The organism is Marinobacter gudaonensis (genome assembly GCF_900115175.1).
Taxonomy (GTDB): Bacteria; Pseudomonadota; Gammaproteobacteria; order Pseudomonadales; family Oleiphilaceae; genus Marinobacter; species Marinobacter gudaonensis.
Map to the genome: position 1 here is coordinate 17,657 of NZ_FOYV01000002.1, position 18,515 is coordinate 36,171.

Sequence of the window (18,515 nt, forward strand, 5' to 3'; positions counted from 1 at the left end):
TCTCTGCCCTGGGGCAGGTTACCAGGGCAGTTCTTCACCATTGCTGTGCCAGAACGACCCGGTGTTCTCCAGGGTAAGTCCTTCTATGCGTGCCGCCAGGCCCTTGGCAGACTCCTCCGGGGTAATCAGGCCGCCGAAGTTCACCATTCGGGTTTTAACGTAGCCCGGGTGCAATTGGGCCACGGCAATACCACGGGGCTTCAGGTCCATGGCCAGGGATTTGCCAAAGGCATTGAGGGCCGCCTTGGAGGCGCGGTAGCCGTAGCGGCCGCCCGAATCGTTATCGGCAATGGAGCCCATGCGGCTGGTGATGTTGGCAATCTTGCCTCCTGAGGGAATCAGGGAGACCAGCGCCTCGGCCACCCGCAAGGGAGCGTAGGCGTTGATTTCCATCTGGGTACGAATGGAGTCGAAATCGATGCTGCCGAGCTTTTCGTCCTGGAGCAGGCCGGCGTTGTTGATCAGCAGGTCGATGCTCTGGCCATCAAGTTCGCTGGTGAGCTTGCGAATGCCCGCGTCGGTGGTTACGTCCACGCCATCAATTACCCGGGCTGCTACCTCAGTGAGCTCGCCGGAGGACTGGCGGCACACGCCGATTACCTGCCAGCCTTCGCCCGCGTAATGGCGGGCAAGCTCCAGACCGATGCCCCGGTTGGCGCCAGTGATGATTACGGTTCTCTTGTCTGTCATGGAAACCTCCTGCGTTTTGGTAAAGACTGTCGAGTACGAGAAACGCCGGGCGGCCGTTCACCTTTCGGGCCGCGAAAACGGGATACCACGATGATTACCGATGACCAATGGATTGGGCAAATCTACCAGCAACAGTCACGCCGGGTGCTCTCCACCCTGATCCGCCTGCTTGGGGATTTCTCATTGGCGGAAGAGTGCATGCAGGAGGCCTTTGCCGCCGCCGTTCGACAATGGCCAGTTGACGGCATTCCTGATAATCCTGCCGCCTGGCTCATACGCACCGGCCAACGCCGGGGAATCGACCAGATTCGCAAAGCGCAGACCGCGCGCAGCTATTCCCACCTCGTAGCCGAACCCGAGACCGACGATCCCGAGACCGATGAAGAAACCATCAATGATGATCAACTCCGGTTGCTGTTCACCTGCTGCCACCCGGCCCTCTCACTGGACGCCAGAATTGCCCTTACCCTGCGCGAAATGTGCGGGCTGACCACCGAGCAGGTGGCCAGCGGCCTGCTGCAGAAACCCGCCACCCTGGCCCAACGGATTGTCCGGGCCAAGCGCAAGATCCGGGACGCAGGCATTCCCTATGAGGTGCCTGAGGCGAAGGAACTGCCCGAACGCCTGCCCGGCGTTCTACGGGTAATCTACCTGGTATTCAACGAGGGTTATTCCCGCAGCGACGGCGATCAGGTTGTTGATGTTCAGCTTTCCTCCGAGGCCATTCGCCTGGCCGAAGTACTGGCCCGACTCCTGCCGGATGGGGAAGTGTTTGGCCTGCTCGCCCTGATGCTGCTGCAGAGGTCCCGGGATAAGGCCCGCCAGGATGCCGGGGGCAACCTGATTACCCTGGAAAATCAGGACCGCTCCCTGTGGGATCGTGCCAGCATCGATTCCGGGTTTCGTTGGCTCGAAGCCGCTCTGGACCGCACACCGACCGGACCGTACACCCTGCAGGCGTCGATTGCCGCTGTCCACGCAGACGCCGATACTCCCGGAGAAACCGATTGGGCCCGCATTGTCCGCCTGTACAACGCGCTCTACCAGCAGCAACCATCACCGGTGATTGCGCTGAACCGGGCCGTGGCTGTTGCCATGCGGGACTCACCCGCTGTCGGCCTGGAAATGCTGGAGACGTTGATGGGCCAGCGGGCGATGGCCGGCTATCACCTGTTTCACGCGGCTCGCGCCGACCTGCAACGCCGTAGCGGCCATACCGAAGACGCCCGGCAATCGTACCAGCGGGCTCTTGCGCTCGTGTCCCAGGGGCCCGAGCGTCGGTTTCTTGAGCGCAGACTGGCAGAGCTCGAAAAATCACCCTGATTTCTTACCCCCTGTCGATTTCCGCGCCAGCCATACGACTACCTCTCAGAACACCACCAAGAAACGGAGGATCACCCATGAAATACGTTGCCCTGGTGTATTACCAGGAGAGCATTATCAACGCCATGACCGAGCAGGAATGGCACGACCTCAATCAGGAATGCGTGGCCGGCGTGGAGCGCCTGATCGATCAGGGCAAGTTCATTACCGGCCAGCCCCTGCAACCGGTGGAGACAGCAACGACAGTGAGGGTCCGCGAAGATGACGTATTAGTGTCTGATGGCCCGTTTGCTGAAACCAAGGAACAACTGGCCGGCTTCTACCTGCTGGACGCCCATGACCTGAACGAAGCGGTGCAACTGGCCAGCCGTATCCCGCCGGCCCGCTTCGGGAGTATTGAAGTGCGGCCAGCGCGGGAGCTGCCGCCGAAAGACTGAAACGGAGAATAACCATGAGCTATGTCGACGGATTTGTTGCCGCTGTGCCAACCGCAAACAAGGAGAAATACATCAAGCACGCCAGCGATGCTGCTGTCGTTTTCAAGGAACACGGCGTCCTGCAGATGGTGGAGTGCTGGGGCGATGATGTTCCTGAGGGGGAGGTAACTTCGTTCCCCATGGCGGTAAAGTGCAAACCCGATGAAACCGTGGTGTTTGCATGGCTGTTCTGGCCGTCAAAGGAGGTGCGAGACCAGGCTATGCCACGGATCATGGAGGACCCCCGCCTGCACCCGGACGTTAACCCCATGCCGTTTGACGGCAAGCGACTCATCTACGGCGGCTTCTCCGTGGTTGTTGACGCGTAACCCGGTCACGGCATCGAGCGATCTGTGCTACCTTGACTGACAGGGCGGGCCCGACGTAAGCATGCAGTGGGTTCTGCCCTGCCATCAATCGACACGGAGGTATTCTTTATGCACATTGCAAAAGAAGATATACCTGTTCGGATCGACTCACCCGGTGCCATAGCCCGCCAGAAAACCGACTTTGGCGATGTTACGGGCTACGGCAAGATTGGCGCTGAGTATTTCTCCTTTGGCGCCGGCACCGATATCACCGAGCTGTTGCACGGCCTTGAGCACGACAATTGCCAGAGCCCACACTGGGGCTATGTGATCAACGGTGCGATTACCGCCATCTTCTCCGATGGCACGGAAGAAACCTCCCGTCGTGGTGATCTGTTCTACTGGCCGCCCGGTCACAGTGTGAGGGCGGAAGAAGACACCGACATCGTGATGTTCAGTCCCCAGCACGAGCACGGCGAAGTAATCGACCATATCGGGAGGCAAGTCACTGGCTGACGCGCCGGCAGCATAAGGGCTGCGGGACTGCGTGCTTTCGCCCCGCGGCCCTCTTCGGCTCGCTCCCCAATCTATGCAACCTGCCGAACCGGCCAGATTTCGGGTGACTGGAATTTGGTGTTGAGCAGAAGACAGCCAACCAGTACTCTTCTGATCAGACACCAACGCCCGGGGCCCCATGAAGTCTGACCCTAATCCGCCTTTCAACACCCCATCTGAGGGCCAGCAGCCGGCAGCAGCTCTGGCGACGCCCGAACAGGTGGCCTCACTGATTGCCCGGGTCGCCCGCCAGGACCGTCAGGCCTTCGAACAGCTATACCGGCAGACCGCACCGAAACTTCTGGGTACCGTGTTGCGTATCCTCAGAGACCGGGGTTGGGCGGACGATGTTGTGCAGGAAAGTTATCTGAATATCTGGCAGAAAGCCGAGCAGTTCGATGCCGGCCGTTCCTCACCCATTACCTGGTTGGTGTCGGTGGCTCGTAACAAGGCCATTGATGAACTGCGCAAACACCCAACCGGGCGCACCACCACCAGCGATGAGCTGGACGACCTGGCGGGAAAACAGGCCACTGCCCAGGAGCACCTGGAGGGCCGGCAGGCGGTGAATCACCTGAACCGGTGCATCGACGAGCTGGAAAAAGACCGCCAGGATATGGTGCGCCTGGCCTACCTGAACGGCTGGTCCCGCGAGGAATTGGCAAGCCACTTTGACCAGCCGGTGAATACGGTGAAAACCTGGCTGCACCGTGCCCTGAAACAGATCAAAAGGTGCCTGGAACCATGACTGAACGAGACGACCTGGACATGCTGGTTGCCGAGTTCGTTCTGGGCACGCTGCCAGCGAACGAGCGGGACGACCTTGAGAAGCGTCGTCAAACCGACACCGAGCTCGACAACCTGATCCTGCAGTGGCAGGAACGCCTGGGTAGCCTGGCCGAGGAAACGCCGGAGGTGCAGCCATCGCCCGAGCTGTTCCCCAGGATCGAGAAAGCGCTGGATCAGCTTGGGGCGGATCAGCCCGCGGCCGCGAACTCCGCCAAGACCACTGTCCAAAGCCCTGGCGAGAGCAATGTGGTCACCCTGCGCAGGCAGCTTCGCAACTGGCGCCTGAGTACCGCCCTTGCCTCGGCGGCGGCGCTGGTCCTGGTGGCCGTGCTGGTGTTCCAGCCAGCCCCGACGCCCTCCCCGCAGTCGTTTGTCGCGGTGTTCCAGCACAACGATGAGCAACCGGCTTTCCTGCTGTCGGTGGATCTTCAGAACCGTCGGCTGGATATCCGGCCAATCACTGCCGAGCCCCGGCAGGACAAGTCCTATCAGCTCTGGATCAAAGACGACGAACTGGGCCCCAACCCCCGCTCTGTGGGCGTTCTCGGGGATGGCTTCACACTGAGCGACGACGCCCTGAAGGAATACGACCCGGCGCTGCTCAAGCGCGCTACTTTCGGCATCAGCCTGGAGCCGCCCGGAGGCTCTCCCACCGGCCAGCCCACGGGCCCGGCCATTCATGGTTACCTGTACCCGGCCGGCACGGGGGCGGGTAACGCCACACCCTGAAAATTTTTATCAGGTGGCTGAAACCCTGCGCCTCCTGCTCCGTAGCTGCCAGTATCCTGCTTCCGAAAACGGGAATGGGAAACACTGACAGATAAGGAGAATTCCATGAACAAGCACGTGAAACTGTCTACCCTTCTGGCTGCCCTGGTCGCTGGTAGTCTGACCGCCGGCGCAGCCGTTGCTGGTGAGCACAAGGCCGGCGTATGGAGTAACGATCAGTCGGTCGCCAATGGCGTGGTCTCGGCCCGCAAAGTGGTGGCCGAAGATAATGGCTGGCTGGTTGTTCACAGAACCGATGAAGCCATGAAGCCCGGTCCCGTGGTTGCCCATGCGCCGCTTCGCGCAGGCCAGAACATGGACGTGGCAGCCATCCTTACCGAGGACGTTATGCCCGGCGATATGCTGATGCTGATGGTGCACAGTGAGGCCGGCGGCATGAAAACAGGGATTTTCGAGTACACCCTGGGTGCCAAGGAAGACGGCCCGATCCGCAAGGATGGCAATCTGGTGATGACGACCATCACAGCAAAGTGAGCCAGCCAACGCTGAACGGCTGTTAGCGGCCGTTCGCGTGCGCCGGGGCCTGGCCCTTGCGGTCAGGCCTTTTGCCGGCGTACATGTTGGTGTCGGCGCGACCAAGCAACTCCCCCGCTGTTGTCCCATCCTCCGGATACATCGCCACGCCAATGCTGCAGGCGATGCGAATGGACTCCCCGCCCAGATCCACAGGCAGGGTCAGAAGTTCTCGAAGTTTGCTGACTGCCGTCTCGACGTCGTTTCGGTCACCAATGTTGGTGAGCAGTACAGTAAATTCGTCCCCGCCCATTCGGGCCACCGTGTCCGTATCCCGGGTGCCGTCTTCAAGACGACGGGCCACCTCAACGAGGATGCGATCCCCCGCCTCGTGTCCGCGGGTGTCGTTGATCCCCTTGAAGCCGTCGAGATCCAGAAACAGAAGCGCAATGCGGTTTTCATGGCGATTGGCAGAGCGCAGCGCGGTTTCCAGGCGATCGTAGAACAGTGCCCGGTTGGTCAAACCGGTCAATCCATCGTGGTGGGCCAGGAATCGGAGGCGCTCCTCTGCCCGTTTTCGATCCACCACCGTTGCCACCTGGGTGGCGACGAACTGCAGCAAATCCTGATCGCCCCGGTCGTAACCCGAGCGAGGCTCCCGGGTTTCAATCACCAGGGCTCCCAGCAATCGCTCCCCCACTGTCATGGGCACGCCGAGCCAATTGGCGCCATCCGTGTCGGCAATGCCAACGCCCGGCGTTGCCGGGTCTACAGTTGCCAACAATGAGCGTTTGGCCAGGGTAACGTCGGCCAGGCCGGTGCCCGGTGTCAGCGCCTGATCGGTCCAGTCGGCGGCGGTGTGCCAGTCGGGCGACCTGAGCGCGCCGGTATCCGGGTCCTGGAGAATCAGGAAGAAGGCGGACTCGGGAAACAGCTCGCCAATCAGTCCCCGCACGCCGTCGCACAGGGCGCGGATGGTCGGTGCCTCGTGGGCCGCCTCGGAGATGCGGTACAGCGCATCCCGGGTTTTGTTGGAACGCCTGAGCGCTGTGACATCCCTCGCCACGGCGATCCGCAGGCGGTCTTCCTCGTACCAGCGCGCGGACCACAGAATGTGAACCACGTGCCCGGCCTTGTGCAGGTATCGATTCTCGAAATCAATGTGGGGCTGACCGGACATCACCCGCTCAGCGGCAGCCCGGGTGCGCTCAAAATCATCCGGGTGCAGGTAACTGAGCACCCGGGTGCCGATCATTTCCTCAGGCGTATAGCCCAGCAGTTGTTCGCAGGCTTCACTGACAAACACGATCTCACCGTGCTCATCCACCGCGAAGACGGTGTCTAGCAACAGGTTTACGAGCTTCGGGTAAAACGCGCTTGCATCCACCTTCAACGGCCGTCCCCCTTCACGCCGAGCCGGTCCAGATAGAGATGAAGCTCCCTTTCACTCATATCGGCATATTCCAGCACCCGGCCATAGAGCATCGCCGTGGGCACGTTGCGGCCACCCAGCTCCCGCTGGGTCTCACGCAATACGTAGAGAATCACGCGCTCGGTGCGGGTCAGTCCGTCCCGGACATCGGGAATGGTCTCAAGGAGCGCGGAACGATCATCGGAAGTGGCCACTATGAACTCAATATCAGACAACGGACACTGACATAGTAGCAGGATAGTTGCAGGCCGACAGCCACGCCCGGGGCGGCGTGGCTGCCTTTTTCATAAGGTTCAGATCTGCTTGTAGACAACCTCGGACAGCCGGCTGCGGTTGCCATCGGTGTCGAGGGTGCGGATGGCGAAGTACCAGGTACCCTCAGCCAGTTCATCCACCAGCAGTTCATCAACCGAGGCATCGCCAATGGCCAGGCTCTGGTCCAGGTTCTCGGGGCTGGTGCCGTAGACCACTTCGTAGCCTGCAATCTCACCCATGCTGAGGCTTTCGCCATTTTCCCGGGTCAGGGGCGCTGTCCAGCTCAGGAGCGCAGCATTGGCGGGGATCGTCGGTTCTGTGGTGGCGGTTTCCCCGGTGCCTGATCCTGTGGTGGATCCGGTGCCAGACTCCGTGCCGGTTTCTGTGGTGCTGCCTGTTTCTGTGGTACTGCCTGTTTCGGTGGTGCTACCTGTGTCGGTGCTACTGCCGGAATCGGCAACACTGGTTTCACCGCCATCCACCTCGTCAATGGTTTTGAACCGGGTTACGTTCCGGTATTCAACCACCACCAGCTTCTGGCTGATCACGCTGGAGCTCACCACAGCCTGGAGTTCAGACGACTGCAGGGCGGCAGCGCTGATCAGGTCGGCCAGCGCCACGTTGGTACCGTCGCCCATAATGCTGATCTGACCGGTGGCGCGGATCTGGCTGGTGACATCCGCAAGTACGTCGGAAATGGAATTCCACTGACTGTTGTCGTTGACCAGGGCCAGGAAGGCGGCGTTCGCAATGGCCACCTGGATGGCGTCGGCGGAAACGCTGGTCATCTCGTCAAGACGGGTCAGATCCGGCGGCGTCAGCCGCAGGGCGCCGGCGGGCAGGCCAAACCAGTTCTCTACCGTGGTATAGGCGCCGGAGATAGCTCCCGGAGAAAGACCGTCCGCGCCACGCTCTGCCAGGGTCACTGCCAGGTGGGTCAAGGGGGTGAGGTTAACGGTTTCCAGTTTCAGGTCCCCGGCACCGCGAAGGGCAAAGCTGCTGTCCACCGGCATACCCTGGCCGAAGGCGACCGTCTCGCCGCCGGGCTGATCACAGCCGGGCACGACGTCGCAGATCATCCGCGTGTTATTATCCGCGGTAAGCTCCACCAGCGCCCAGCCGTCGGCCTTGCCACGAAGCTGCCAGGTGTAGCTGCCGTCGTCTGCAGTCAACACAGGCTTGGAGGCCTGGCGCTGAGGGGCATAGTAACCGTCCTTGTCGGCAATCAGACGATTGGCCACCACCAGGCCCCGTTGAATCACACCCTTTACCGCCGAACCTGCGATCTGGACACCGGGATCGGCCGTCGTGCTGTTGGCGCTGGTATCCTTTTCGGATAAGTCAAAGCCGCAGCCTGACAGCAGCAGCGCCATGGACAACATCAGCACTCCCTGCTTAGACATTTTTTTGCCGCGATATGACATCTTTTTGCACCAATTATTTGACTACGATGGGCAAATCTTACAGCGGCGGTTTTTGGTTATATGCGCTCTGGTTCCGGATTTTTCTGCAAAATCCGTCAGGAATTTGTCGTTTACGGAGAGATACACGTTGTGATGGAAGGTAACAGCGTCGCCACCATGAACAGAGGCTTAAGGCGTTGTTTTTTCGGGCTACTGTGAACTAGGCTGGTAATGGATTCGGGCGCAGCGCCCCAATGGCCCGGCCTCTGATTACAAATTAAAACGTTGTTCAAGCGCGAGCCATTTCACAGTTTTTTACGGATAACTCCCCTCCGACGGAGATTCAACACCCGCCATGCTCTGTTTCAGCTACGGATCAAACATGTCAGCCCGCAGAATCCAGGCTCGGGTGCCCTCTGCCCGCTTCGTGGCCGTGGCAGAACTACCCGGGCATCGACTCCGGTTCCATAAAGCGGCGGGCGACGGCTCTGCCAAGTGCGATGCACAGGAAACCGGCAACCCGAGCGATCGGGTGATCGGTGTCGTTTACGAGATAGACGATGCCGAAAAGCCCGAGCTGGATCGGCACGAGGCGCTGGGGTTCGGCTACGATGAGAAACCGGTGGCGCTGAACACGTCAGATGGGATGATCGAGGCCTGGATGTACTACGCCACCCGCATCGACAAGACGCTGAAGCCCTTTCACTGGTACAAGGATCATGTGCTGATCGGTGCAAGAGAGAACGGCTTACCCGCGGACTACATTGCCTGGATTGAGGCAGTGTCATCCATTGATGATCCGAAGCCGGAGCGCCATGCCCGCGAGCTGTCGATATACGGCAGCCCGCACGCACACTGATTTTTTAAACGCCGAGTCGGTCCCGCAATGCGTAGTACCAGGCGCCAAGCGCCGTGAACGGCACCCGGAAGGCCCGGCCACCCGGGAACGGGTAATGGGGCAGGCTGGCGAAGGCATCAAACCGCTCCGCCTGGCCCTGGACCGCCAGCGCCAGCGCTTTGCCGGCCACATGGGTGAAGGTTACACCATGGCCGGAGCAGCCCTGGGAGTAGAACACGTTGTCCTGCAAACGGCCCATCTGCGGCAGGCGCGACAGCGTGAGCAGGAAGTTGCCGGTCCAGGCGTAATCAATGTTTACCCGGGCCAGCTCCGGGAAGGTTTTCAGCATCTTGGGACGAATCAGCCGCGCGATGTTGGCCGGATCCCGGGCGCCGTACACTACGCCGCCGCCATAGATCAGGCGCTTGTCGGCGGACAGCCGGAAGTAATCCAGCAGGTAGTTGCAGTCCTCAACGCAGTTGTCGAACGGCAGAAGCTTTGCAGCCAGCGCTTCGTTCAGTGGCTCGGTGGCGATGATCTGCGAGCCACAGGGCATGGATTTGGCGCCAAGCGCCGGCACCAGGCCGCCCAGGTAGGCGTTGCCCGCGAGCACCACGTACTGGGACTTCACCTCGCCCTGTTCGGTTTGCACCGTGGCGATCTTGCCCGGCACAATTTTTACCACCGGTGAGTGTTCGTGAATCACGCCGCCGCGGGATTCAATGGCCGCGGCCTCGCCCAGCGCCAGGTTGAGCGGGTGGATATGGCCACCGGTGTGGTCAATGGCGCCGCCCACATACCGGTCGGTGCCAACCCTCTCCCGGATGCCATCCCGATCTAGCAACTCGAGCTGCTCGTAGCCGAAGCGTTGCCAGAGCGCCCGCTGACCCTCCAGATGGTCCAGCTGCCGGGCATTGAGGGCAGCAAAGATACCGCCCTCTTTCAGGTCACAGCGGATGTGGTAGTTTTTCACCCGCTGACGGATGATCTGACTGCCCTCGAAGGCCATGCTGGCCAGCAGGTTCAGGTGGTCCGGTGTGGTCTGGCGTTCAATGTGGTCCAGATCGCGGCTGAAGCTGTTGACGATCTGTCCGCCGTTGCGTCCAGAGGCGCCCCAACCCACCGTTGCCGCCTCGAGCACCACCACCCGGAATCCCGCTTCCGCCAGGAACAGGGCCGTGGACAGCCCGGTATAGCCGGCACCGACAACGCAGACATCCGCCTCACAGGTTCCGCGCAACGCGGGGCGTACGGGCGCGGGATTGGCCGAGGCGGCGTAATAGGACGGGACCGGGGGATACTGCATCGTGGGGGCTTCCTCTGGTTTCGCGGGAACGCAGCAAAGGCGCTGCGCGGGCGCTCGCAGAACAGAGTCTATGCCAGGTCTCGCGTTCGGGAAGACACGTTCTTCTACCTATAGCCCATCGCCTGCCGTACGGGCGATTGTGGCTGAAAGTACTGCTATGATGGGGCCATCACCTTGCCTGCGAGACACACATGAACCAACCCCTCAGTTCGTCAACGCCCTCCTCCACTTCCGACTGGCAGGCGTTGGCCGGAAAGCTCACCATCGAAGGCCGGGCCTACATCAACGGTGCCTATCAATGGGCCGCCCGGGGTGAGACTTTTGCCTCGGTGAGCCCGATTGACGGACGGGAGCTTGCCGCCATCGCCAGCTGCGATGACGCCGATGCTGACCTGGCCGTTGAGGCGGCAAAGTCGGCTTTCGAAAGCGGTGTCTGGAGCCAGTTGCCCCCCGGCAAGCGGAAGGCGGTACTGCTGCGGTTTGCTGACCTGATACAGGCCCACGGCGATGAGCTGGCTCTGCTGGAAACCCTGGATATGGGCAAGCCCATCTCTCATGCCCGATCGGTCGATGTGCCGGCCACGGCCCGAGCTATCCGCTGGACCGCCGAGGCCATCGACAAGGTGTACGGCGAGCTGGCACCCACGCCCCACAACCAGATTGGCATGATCTCCCGGGAGCCGGTGGGCGTGGTGGCGGCCATCGTGCCCTGGAACTTCCCGATGATCATGGCGTCCTGGAAGATTGCCCCGGCCCTGGCCACCGGCAACTCGGTGATTCTCAAGCCCTCCGAGAAATCGCCACTTACCGCCATTCGCCTGGCCGCCCTGGCCGAGGAAGCGGGCATTCCCTCCGGGGTGTTCACCGTGCTGCCCGGATACGGCCACACGGTGGGCAAGGCCCTGGCACTGCACATGGACGTGGATTGTCTGGTGTTCACCGGCTCCACCAACGTGGCCAAGCAGCTGATGATCTATGCTGGCCAGTCCAACATGAAACGGGTGTGGCTGGAGGCCGGCGGCAAGAGTCCCAACATCGTCTTTGCCGATGCCCCAGACCTGAAGAAGGCCGCCGCCGAGGCTGCCAGCGCCATTGCTTTCAACCAGGGCGAAGTGTGCACGGCGGGCAGCCGGTTGCTGGTGGAAAACAGCATTCGCGGCGAGTTCGTCGGGCTGATTTGCGAGGCCCTGAAAACCTGGCGCCCTGGCCATCCGCTGGACCCGGCAACCACCTGCGGCGCCATCGTCGACCAGGCCCAGCTTGACCGCATTATCGACTACATCGGCATCGGCCAGTCCGAGGGTGCATCCCTGGTGGAAGGCGGCCAGCGCATCATGGAGGAAACCGGCGGCCTGTTCGTACAGCCCACGGTGTTTGACGGGGTGAACAACCGCATGCGGATTGCCTCTGAGGAAATCTTCGGCCCGGTGCTGTCGGTGATCGGGTTCGACACCATGGATGAGGCCATCGCCATTGCCAACGATTCCATCTATGGCCTGGCAGCGGCGGTGTGGACCGCCAACATCAATACCGCCCACAAGGTGGCCAAAGCCCTGCGCGCCGGCAGCGTGTGGATCAACCACTACGACGGTGGCGACATGACTGCCCCGTTCGGTGGCTTCAAGCAGTCCGGCAACGGCCGGGACAAGTCCGTGCATGCCTTCGACAAGTACACCGAACTGAAGGCCACCTGGCTGGTTCTGGAATAAACGCCAGAACGAAAAACGGCGCCCCACTGGGCGCCGTTTTTGTATCCGGTTAGCGTATAACCGCCGCGCTCACACCGTGTGCAGGTACCACAGATATTCCAGATCCGAGATGGTCATCTCGAATTCCTTCAGCTCGTTCTCCTTGCAGGCGACGAACACATCCAGGAAAGCACTGCCGAAGTAGTCCGCCATCACCGCCGATTGCCCCAGCTCCCGCAACGCATCCCGGAGGTTGTTCACCAGGGTGGCCTCGTGTTGCTCATGGGCATTGCCCACAGTGGCAGGGGGCGGTTCAATCCGGTTGGAAATGCCGTAGTGGATGCCCGCCAGCACCGCCGCCATCAGCAGGTAGGGGTTGGCGTCGGCACCGGCCACCCGGTGCTCGATGCGCAATGCATCGGGATCGCCGCCCGGCAGGCGCAAGGACGCGGTGCGGTTATCCACGCCCCAGGTCGCGGCACTGGGCACGTAATACTCCGGGCTGAAGCGCCGGTAAGAGTTGATGTTCGGGCAGAACAGCGCCATGGCGTCGTTCATGGTGGCCACCAGACCGCCCACGGCCCAGCGCAGCATATCGTTGGGTTGCTCGGCGTCGCCGGCAAACACGTTGCGGCCCTCGCTGTCCACCAGGCTCACGTGCAGATGCATGCCGCTGCCTGCCTGGTTGTGGTAGGGCTTGGCCATGAAGGTGGTGTCCATTTCATGGTCGTAGGCCATGTTCTTGATCAACCGCTTGAGCAGGGTGGCGTGGTCGCAGGCGCGCACCGCGTCGTTCACATAATGCAGGTTAACCTCGAACTGCCCGGGCGCCGATTCGGCCACCAGCGCATCCGCCGGCAGCTCCTGTTCGTGGGCGGCATCCAGAACGTCGGCCAGGAACTCGGCATATTCATCCAGATCGTCGATGGAGTAGGCCTGGGTGCCGGCGGGCCGCTTGCCGGAAATCGGTGACTTGGGCGGCTGCGGGCGACCCGAGAGGTTTTCCTGGTCAATCAGGTAGAACTCCAGCTCGAAAGCCGCCACGGGTGTCAGCCCCAACTCCCTGAAGCGCTCGACGATGTTCTGCAGCACCACCCGGGGATCTGCGAAGAACGGCGTTTCCCTATCCAGCTCATACATGGTGAGCAGCAGTTGGGCGGTCGGCCGCTTCTGCCAGGGTTCCATGGTGAGTGTGCCCTCGATGGGCAGGCAGACCCGGTCAGCCTCGCCAATATCCAGACCCAGGCCAGTCTCCTCAACCGTTGTGCCCTGAATATTCAGGGCAAAGATGGAGGCGGGCATGGCAACGCCCCGTTCGAAGACCTTCGCAAGAGTGGAAGGATCAACCCGCTTGCCGCGGACAATGCCATTGATGTCCGGGATCAGAAGATCAATAAACTGCAGCTCGGGGTGCGCCTGCAGGAATGCCTCAGCGCCAGCAAAACCAGAATCCATAGGGAACGCCTTACAAAAACTCCGTCAGGCCTGTGGCGAAGGGCCGGCACAGGAGGACCGATCGCTCCTTTATCCTGTTTTTCCGGGTGTTTTGCAAGATAGGCATATACCGTATGAGCCCCGGGCAAGCGCCGGAAAGCCATGGAGACGTGCGGCCATAAACGGTATGGTTGAACTTCGGCTCGGAAAACGCAATTCACCGTCGTGCTCGGGAGTCCCCATGAAATTTTCCCTATGCCTGTCGCTTTGCCTGCTTGCATTCAGCCCGGCGGGCCTGGCGCAAACCATCGATTACGACCAGCGCAATCTGCATATTTTCTGCGCCTCGCACCTGGCGGTGGTCAGTGAATCGCTGGACAAGGATGGAGATGAATACCAGGCACTCGAATACCTCTCCGGCATGCACCGCACCGCGGCCCGGCGTTTACAGGCGGAGCCACAGCACTTCGCGGACGTAGTGCAGTATCTGAAGCGGGTGCGCGCCAGCGATCCACAGAAATGGCAGGCGCTCTCCGACCAGAGCAAACGGGTTTGCCTGCCCGATTCCTGAAGGAATGGACAGGCGCCTGTCAGGAGCCTACCTGGAAGCGCTTCACTGCCTTTTGCAGCTCACCCGAGATGTCGGCCACCTCGCCCGCTGCCTCGGAGGTTCGCTCGGTACTTTGCGTGGTGGACCGGGTCCGGTCCTTGATGGCCTCCAGGGATCTACTGATGTCATCCGCTACCGCACTTTGCTGTTCGGCCGCGCTGGCAATCTGGCTGTTCATGCCGTTGATATCATCAACACTGGCCCTAATCGAGGCCAGGGACTCGCCAGCCTGACGGACCTTTTCAACGACCTCTTTTGAGTGACTTTCACTTGCCTGCGTGGAATCGACCGCCGATCCCGAACCGGTCTGAACCTTTTCAATGGTTTGCTTGATCTGGTCCGTAGACTCCTGGGTTCGGGCGGCAAGGTTGCGCACTTCGTCGGCCACTACTGCAAAGCCGCGGCCCTGTTCGCCCGCTCTGGCTGCCTCGATGGCCGCGTTCAATGCGAGCAAGTTCGTCTGCTCGGCAAGACTGTTAATGACATCCAGAATCTGGGAAATTTCGCTGCTGTCGGAGTTCAGCTGGTTGATCACATTTGAGGTCTGCTGAATCTGCACTGCCAGCTTCTTCATCGCCGCAATGGAGGTTTCCACGACGGTATTGGCCTCAGACGCGGAGGTGTGGGCCTGCGAGGCCGCATTCGCCGCCTGTGTTATGTTCCGGCTGACATCCTGCGCGGTGGCCGCCATCTGCTGCATGGCCGTTGCCGCCTGCGCCGTCTCTGATTCCTGCTCTACCATGCCATCGTGAGTCTCCCGAGACACGGCAATCAGGCTGTCCGATGCCTCACCCAAACGGGCAGCCAAAGCGTCCATGGATGCGACCATACTGCTGAGGTTCTTTCGCATGGTCTCCAGGGCATCTGCGGTCTGGGCAATTTCGTCATTGCCCCGGACGGTCATCGCCTGCGTCAGGTCGCCGTCCGCCACTGAACGGGCACCTTCGACCAGTTCTCCGAGCGCCCGGGTGATTCCGGTGCTGATACTCCAGGCGATACCAGCAAGGACCAGCAAACCCACGAGCGTGGCAGTCACGATTACCTGGTTGGCACGTGCGCTCACAGTCTGGGCCGTGGTCGAGACACTGGCGCTGCGGGCCTCGATCAGCTCGGTGAGGCTTTCCATTCTGACCGCCAACTCTTCATAGGCATCGCGAAAGCCTGGCAATGCCCCCAGCGCGGCGGCCCTGTCTTCACCTGCCTGTTCCACAATGTTGGTGGCGGATGCGATATAGCCGTTAAGCGCCGGCAGAACCTGGTTCAACGCAACCTGAATCTCATCCTGCCGAATGAGTTCCCTGTTGGCCTCCAGCATCTCAACGAAGGTCCCGGAGTGCTCCTCCAGCGCTGCCCGTGCTTCGGCAAGCATGTCTGAATCGTTTCTGCCGCCGGCCACAAGCGCTGTCATCACATCGGAACTGAGCGCGTCGTGCATCATATCGGCGGTGAGGTGATTGCGGAGGATGGACGTGTTGCGGCCCATGTCGGCGGTGGCGGAACCCAGATGCTGGTTCCCCCAGTATCCCACACCACCGATGGTGGCCAGGACAAACAAACCGACGGCGGTGATACTGAACAACTTGAGCTTGATACTCATGACGAGGTTTCTGCTCCCGAATGTTCAACGTGAAAAGCTGACACCCCTCACTGTAGTAGATGATTCCTCTAAATGCCCGGGACGGCATAAGCACATCCCCCTAAGCGGCTCTGGAAAATATCTGTAGCGCCGGCCGAAAACTCGTGATAAATATCGCGCGAACACGGTCGGTTCTCCACCACCGTTTCCAGGACAAGCCTTAAAGGAGTCAAAAGGCGGCAGTCCGGTGCCCTGCAAGGCCACCTGCCACCTCCGGCCACCCTCAGCAGACCTGCACAACACCGCGTGCGTCCTGCACGCTTTGTATCCATCCCTTTTAAGTGAGGGACAACACCGATGTTGAAGTTGTGTAAGCCCGCGGCACTGGCTGCCGCTATTGCTGTGTCACTGGGTACGTCTTCTGCCATGGCGGCCGAAGAGGTGCGTGTCTATAACTGGTCCGACTACATCGCCGAGGATACCCTGGCGAAGTTCACCGAGGAGACCGGCATTCAGGTGATCTACGACGTTTACGACAGTAACGAGATCCTGGAAGCCGCCCTGCTCTCTGGTCGCTCCGGCTACGATCTTGTGGTGCCCTCCAACCACTACGTGGCCAAGCAGATTTCTGCCAACGCTTTCGTGGCGCTGGACCACAGCAAACTGCCGAACATGAGCAACCTGAACCCGGACCTGATGGACGACCTGGAAAAGGTGGACCCGGGTAGCAAGTACTCACTGCCCTACCTCTGGGGCACCAACGGCTATGGCTATAACGAAGGCCGCATTCAGGAAATCCTCGGGGACAGCGCCCCCACCAATTCCTGGGCCCTGGTATTTGACCCCGAAGTCACCGGCAAACTGGCTGCTGGCGGTTGTGGCATCGCCATGCTGGATTCCGGCGAGGAGATGGTGCGTGCGGCCATGGCCTACATCGGCCTGGACCCGAACAGCAACAACGCCGACGACATCAAAAAAGGCGGTGAGGTGATCAAGGCCGTGCGCCCGAACATCACCTACTTCCATTCGTCCCGTTACATTGGCGACCTGGCCAACGGTGACCTGTGCGTGGCCGCCGGCTATTCCGGCGACATCCTGCAGGCCGCTGCCCGCGCCGAAGAAGCCGGCAACGGCAACGTCATTCGCTACACCATCCCCAAAGAGGGCGCGGTGCTGTGGTTCGACATGATGACCATCCCGGCCGGTGCCCCGAACGTGGAAAATGCACACAAGCTGATGAACTTCCTGATGCGTCCGGAAATCATCGCGGACATTACCAACTACGTGTGGTACGCCAACCCCAACAAGCCGGCCGATGAGTTTGTAAACCCGGAAATCCTCAGCGACACCAGCATTTATCCCACCGAGGAAGTGCTGAAAAAGCTGTATGTGATGGAAGGTCGGCCTCAGGACGCCCAGCGCCTGATGACCCGCACCTGGACCAGCGTGAAGTCTGGTCGCTGAGCGGTGGAAAACGGCAACAACACCTCCGCGCAAGCGGAGGTGCTTCTCAGCATCCGGGGTCTATCCAAAAGCTTTGACAGCACGCTGGCCGTGGACGATGTCAATCTGGACATTCACAAGGGCGAGATCTTCGCCTTGCTGGGTGGTTCCGGATCAGGCAAGTCGACGCTGCTGAGGATGCTGGCCGGCTTCGAAACACCGAACGCCGGTCGCATCGTACTGGACGGACAGGACATCACAGGCCTGCCTCCGTACCTGCGCCCTACCAATATGATGTTCCAGTCCTATGCCCTGTTCCCGCACATGACGGTTGAGCAGAACATTGCCATGGGCCTGAAGCAGGACAAACTGCCGAGAGACGAAATCCGCGAGCGCGTGGCGGCCATGCTCAAACTCGTTAAGATGGAGCCCTACGCCCGGCGCAAACCCCAGCAACTCTCCGGTGGACAGCAGCAGCGTGTGGCTCTGGCCCGTTCTTTGGCCAAGCGCCCGAAGCTGCTGTTGCTGGACGAGCCCATGGGTGCCCTGGACAAAAAGCTGCGCACCGAGATGCAGCTGGAGCTGGTGGACATCCTCGAGAATGTAGGCGCCACCTGTCTGATGGTCACCCACGACCAGGAAGAGGCCATGACCATGGCCAGCCGGATTGCCATCATGTCCCACGGACGCATTGCCCAGGTGGGGTCACCGGTGGATATCTACGAGAGCCCGAACAGCCGGATGACGGCAGAGTTCATCGGCTCGGTGAACATCTTCGAGGCCAACATCCGCGAGGATGAGGCCGACAGCGTTACCCTGTCCAGCGCCCTTCTGGACGCGCCGGTGTTTATCGACCGGGGTGTTACCACCCCCGCCGAGACCACCGAGACCCTGATTGCCCTGCGCCCGGAAAAGATCTATCTCACGGCGGACAAGCCCGAAAGCGAGCACAACTGGAGCTGCGGCATCGTAGACAACATTGCCTACCTGGGCGACATCACGTCCTATTACGTGAAGCTGGCCAGCGGCAAACGGGTGCAGGCCACCATGGCCAACGTGGAACGCCGGGGCGAGCGGCCCACCTGGGGCGACCGGGTCTACGTTTCCTGGGAAGCCTCAAGCCCGATCCTGTTGTGGAACTGAGCCC

Annotated in this window: 19 protein-coding genes; 12 read left to right on the top strand and 7 right to left on the bottom strand. The window is 61.0% G+C overall.

Annotated features, from left to right (window positions below; all coding sequences use genetic code 11):
- Nucleotides 1-18: 18 nt before the first annotated feature.
- The gene (locus BM344_RS13135; protein WP_091991168.1) at nt 19-690 is read right to left on the bottom strand and encodes an SDR family oxidoreductase; all 672 of its coding nucleotides are present in this window, start codon (nt 688-690) and stop codon (nt 19-21) included.
- Nucleotides 691-780: 90 nt separating this feature from the next.
- Here BM344_RS13135 and BM344_RS13140 point away from each other — a divergent pair, with 90 nt between their 5' ends.
- From BM344_RS13140 to BM344_RS13170, 7 genes are all read left to right on the top strand, one after another.
- Nucleotides 781-2,013, top strand: coding sequence for an RNA polymerase sigma factor (locus BM344_RS13140; protein WP_091991171.1), 1,233 nt, complete (start codon nt 781-783; stop codon nt 2,011-2,013).
- A gap of 77 nt (nt 2,014-2,090) precedes the next feature.
- Nucleotides 2,091-2,450: a YciI family protein gene (locus BM344_RS13145; protein WP_091991174.1), complete on the top strand. Its 360-nt coding sequence runs from the start codon at nt 2,091-2,093 to the stop codon at nt 2,448-2,450.
- A gap of 14 nt (nt 2,451-2,464) precedes the next feature.
- Entirely contained in the window at nt 2,465-2,818 is a 354-nt protein-coding gene (locus BM344_RS13150; protein ID WP_091991176.1) for a DUF1428 domain-containing protein, read from the top strand.
- Between the two features lie 108 nt (nt 2,819-2,926).
- Nucleotides 2,927-3,313, top strand: coding sequence for a cupin domain-containing protein (locus BM344_RS13155; RefSeq protein WP_091991179.1), 387 nt, complete (start codon nt 2,927-2,929; stop codon nt 3,311-3,313).
- A gap of 178 nt (nt 3,314-3,491) precedes the next feature.
- Nucleotides 3,492-4,100 (top strand): sigma-70 family RNA polymerase sigma factor, encoded by a 609-nt coding sequence (locus BM344_RS13160; RefSeq protein ID WP_091991182.1) that lies wholly within the window; start codon nt 3,492-3,494, stop codon nt 4,098-4,100.
- Nucleotides 4,097-4,870, top strand: coding sequence for an anti-sigma factor (locus BM344_RS13165; protein ID WP_091991185.1), 774 nt, complete (start codon nt 4,097-4,099; stop codon nt 4,868-4,870). Before BM344_RS13160 ends, BM344_RS13165 begins: the two co-directional genes overlap by 4 nt.
- A 105-nt stretch (nt 4,871-4,975) precedes the next feature.
- On the top strand, nt 4,976-5,404 hold the full coding sequence (locus BM344_RS13170) for a DUF7282 domain-containing protein (protein ID WP_091991188.1): 429 nt from the start codon (nt 4,976-4,978) through the stop codon (nt 5,402-5,404).
- A 22-nt stretch (nt 5,405-5,426) separates the two neighbouring features.
- On the opposite strand, the gene BM344_RS13175 is transcribed toward BM344_RS13170, so the two are convergent.
- From BM344_RS13175 to BM344_RS13185, 3 genes are all read right to left on the bottom strand, one after another.
- Nucleotides 5,427-6,770 (bottom strand): sensor domain-containing protein, encoded by a 1,344-nt coding sequence (locus BM344_RS13175; protein ID WP_228143654.1) that lies wholly within the window; start codon nt 6,768-6,770, stop codon nt 5,427-5,429.
- A gap of 2 nt (nt 6,771-6,772) precedes the next feature.
- Entirely contained in the window at nt 6,773-7,009 is a 237-nt protein-coding gene (locus BM344_RS13180; protein WP_091991193.1) for a hypothetical protein, read from the bottom strand.
- A gap of 99 nt (nt 7,010-7,108) precedes the next feature.
- Complete coding sequence (locus BM344_RS13185) at nt 7,109-8,473, bottom strand: fibronectin type III domain-containing protein (protein WP_228143646.1); 1,365 nt, start codon at nt 8,471-8,473, stop codon at nt 7,109-7,111.
- A 355-nt stretch (nt 8,474-8,828) separates the two neighbouring features.
- On the opposite strand from BM344_RS13185, the gene BM344_RS13190 reads away from it, so the two are divergent.
- Nucleotides 8,829-9,332 carry a gamma-glutamylcyclotransferase family protein gene (locus tag BM344_RS13190; protein ID WP_091991198.1) on the top strand — a complete coding sequence of 168 codons (504 nt, stop codon included), beginning with the start codon at nt 8,829-8,831 and terminating at the stop codon, nt 9,330-9,332.
- Nucleotides 9,333-9,336: 4 nt separating this feature from the next.
- Here the strand turns inward: BM344_RS13190 and BM344_RS13195 are convergent, their stop codons facing one another.
- On the bottom strand, nt 9,337-10,617 hold the full coding sequence (locus BM344_RS13195) for an NAD(P)/FAD-dependent oxidoreductase (protein ID WP_091991200.1): 1,281 nt from the start codon (nt 10,615-10,617) through the stop codon (nt 9,337-9,339).
- A 191-nt stretch (nt 10,618-10,808) separates the two neighbouring features.
- Between BM344_RS13195 and BM344_RS13200 the strand changes: the two genes are divergently transcribed.
- On the top strand, nt 10,809-12,326 hold the full coding sequence (locus BM344_RS13200; RefSeq protein ID WP_091991203.1) for an aldehyde dehydrogenase: 1,518 nt from the start codon (nt 10,809-10,811) through the stop codon (nt 12,324-12,326).
- A 69-nt stretch (nt 12,327-12,395) separates the two neighbouring features.
- Here the strand turns inward: BM344_RS13200 and BM344_RS13205 are convergent, their stop codons facing one another.
- The gene (locus tag BM344_RS13205) at nt 12,396-13,760 is read right to left on the bottom strand and encodes a glutamine synthetase family protein (protein ID WP_091991206.1); all 1,365 of its coding nucleotides are present in this window, start codon (nt 13,758-13,760) and stop codon (nt 12,396-12,398) included.
- 220 nt (nt 13,761-13,980) lie between these two features.
- On the opposite strand from BM344_RS13205, the gene BM344_RS13210 reads away from it, so the two are divergent.
- Nucleotides 13,981-14,310, top strand: a complete 330-nt coding sequence (locus BM344_RS13210; RefSeq protein ID WP_091991209.1) for a hypothetical protein — start codon at nt 13,981-13,983, stop codon at nt 14,308-14,310.
- Between the two features lie 19 nt (nt 14,311-14,329).
- On the opposite strand, the gene BM344_RS13215 is transcribed toward BM344_RS13210, so the two are convergent.
- Entirely contained in the window at nt 14,330-15,946 is a 1,617-nt protein-coding gene (locus tag BM344_RS13215; RefSeq protein ID WP_091991212.1) for a methyl-accepting chemotaxis protein, read from the bottom strand.
- A 336-nt stretch (nt 15,947-16,282) separates the two neighbouring features.
- On the opposite strand from BM344_RS13215, the gene BM344_RS13220 reads away from it, so the two are divergent.
- Together BM344_RS13220 and potA are read left to right on the top strand one after the other, a co-directional pair.
- Nucleotides 16,283-17,389 (top strand): polyamine ABC transporter substrate-binding protein, encoded by a 1,107-nt coding sequence (locus BM344_RS13220; protein WP_091991215.1) that lies wholly within the window; start codon nt 16,283-16,285, stop codon nt 17,387-17,389.
- A 39-nt stretch (nt 17,390-17,428) separates the two neighbouring features.
- Nucleotides 17,429-18,511 carry a polyamine ABC transporter ATP-binding protein gene (potA, locus tag BM344_RS13225; protein ID WP_407656865.1) on the top strand — a complete coding sequence of 361 codons (1,083 nt, stop codon included), beginning with the start codon at nt 17,429-17,431 and terminating at the stop codon, nt 18,509-18,511.
- The last annotated feature ends 4 nt before the right edge of the window (nt 18,512-18,515 follow it).

Bases quoted from the DNA above. Each gene is read 5' to 3' on its own strand.
- BM344_RS13135 (WP_091991168.1), bottom strand. From the start codon at position 690: ATGACAGACAAGAGAACCGTAATCATCACTGGCGCCAACCGGGGCATC.
- BM344_RS13140 (WP_091991171.1), top strand. From the start codon at position 781: ATGATTACCGATGACCAATGGATTGGGCAAATCTACCAGCAACAGTCA.
- BM344_RS13145 (WP_091991174.1), top strand. From the start codon at position 2,091: ATGAAATACGTTGCCCTGGTGTATTACCAGGAGAGCATTATCAACGCC.
- BM344_RS13150 (WP_091991176.1), top strand. From the start codon at position 2,465: ATGAGCTATGTCGACGGATTTGTTGCCGCTGTGCCAACCGCAAACAAG.
- BM344_RS13155 (WP_091991179.1), top strand. From the start codon at position 2,927: ATGCACATTGCAAAAGAAGATATACCTGTTCGGATCGACTCACCCGGT.
- BM344_RS13160 (WP_091991182.1), top strand. From the start codon at position 3,492: ATGAAGTCTGACCCTAATCCGCCTTTCAACACCCCATCTGAGGGCCAG.
- BM344_RS13165 (WP_091991185.1), top strand. From the start codon at position 4,097: ATGACTGAACGAGACGACCTGGACATGCTGGTTGCCGAGTTCGTTCTG.
- BM344_RS13170 (WP_091991188.1), top strand. From the start codon at position 4,976: ATGAACAAGCACGTGAAACTGTCTACCCTTCTGGCTGCCCTGGTCGCT.
- BM344_RS13185 (WP_228143646.1), bottom strand. From the start codon at position 8,473: ATGTCTAAGCAGGGAGTGCTGATGTTGTCCATGGCGCTGCTGCTGTCA.
- BM344_RS13190 (WP_091991198.1), top strand. From the start codon at position 8,829: ATGCTCTGTTTCAGCTACGGATCAAACATGTCAGCCCGCAGAATCCAG.
- BM344_RS13195 (WP_091991200.1), bottom strand. From the start codon at position 10,617: ATGCAGTATCCCCCGGTCCCGTCCTATTACGCCGCCTCGGCCAATCCC.
- BM344_RS13200 (WP_091991203.1), top strand. From the start codon at position 10,809: ATGAACCAACCCCTCAGTTCGTCAACGCCCTCCTCCACTTCCGACTGG.
- BM344_RS13205 (WP_091991206.1), bottom strand. From the start codon at position 13,760: ATGGATTCTGGTTTTGCTGGCGCTGAGGCATTCCTGCAGGCGCACCCC.
- BM344_RS13210 (WP_091991209.1), top strand. From the start codon at position 13,981: ATGAAATTTTCCCTATGCCTGTCGCTTTGCCTGCTTGCATTCAGCCCG.
- BM344_RS13215 (WP_091991212.1), bottom strand. From the start codon at position 15,946: ATGAGTATCAAGCTCAAGTTGTTCAGTATCACCGCCGTCGGTTTGTTT.
- BM344_RS13220 (WP_091991215.1), top strand. From the start codon at position 16,283: ATGTTGAAGTTGTGTAAGCCCGCGGCACTGGCTGCCGCTATTGCTGTG.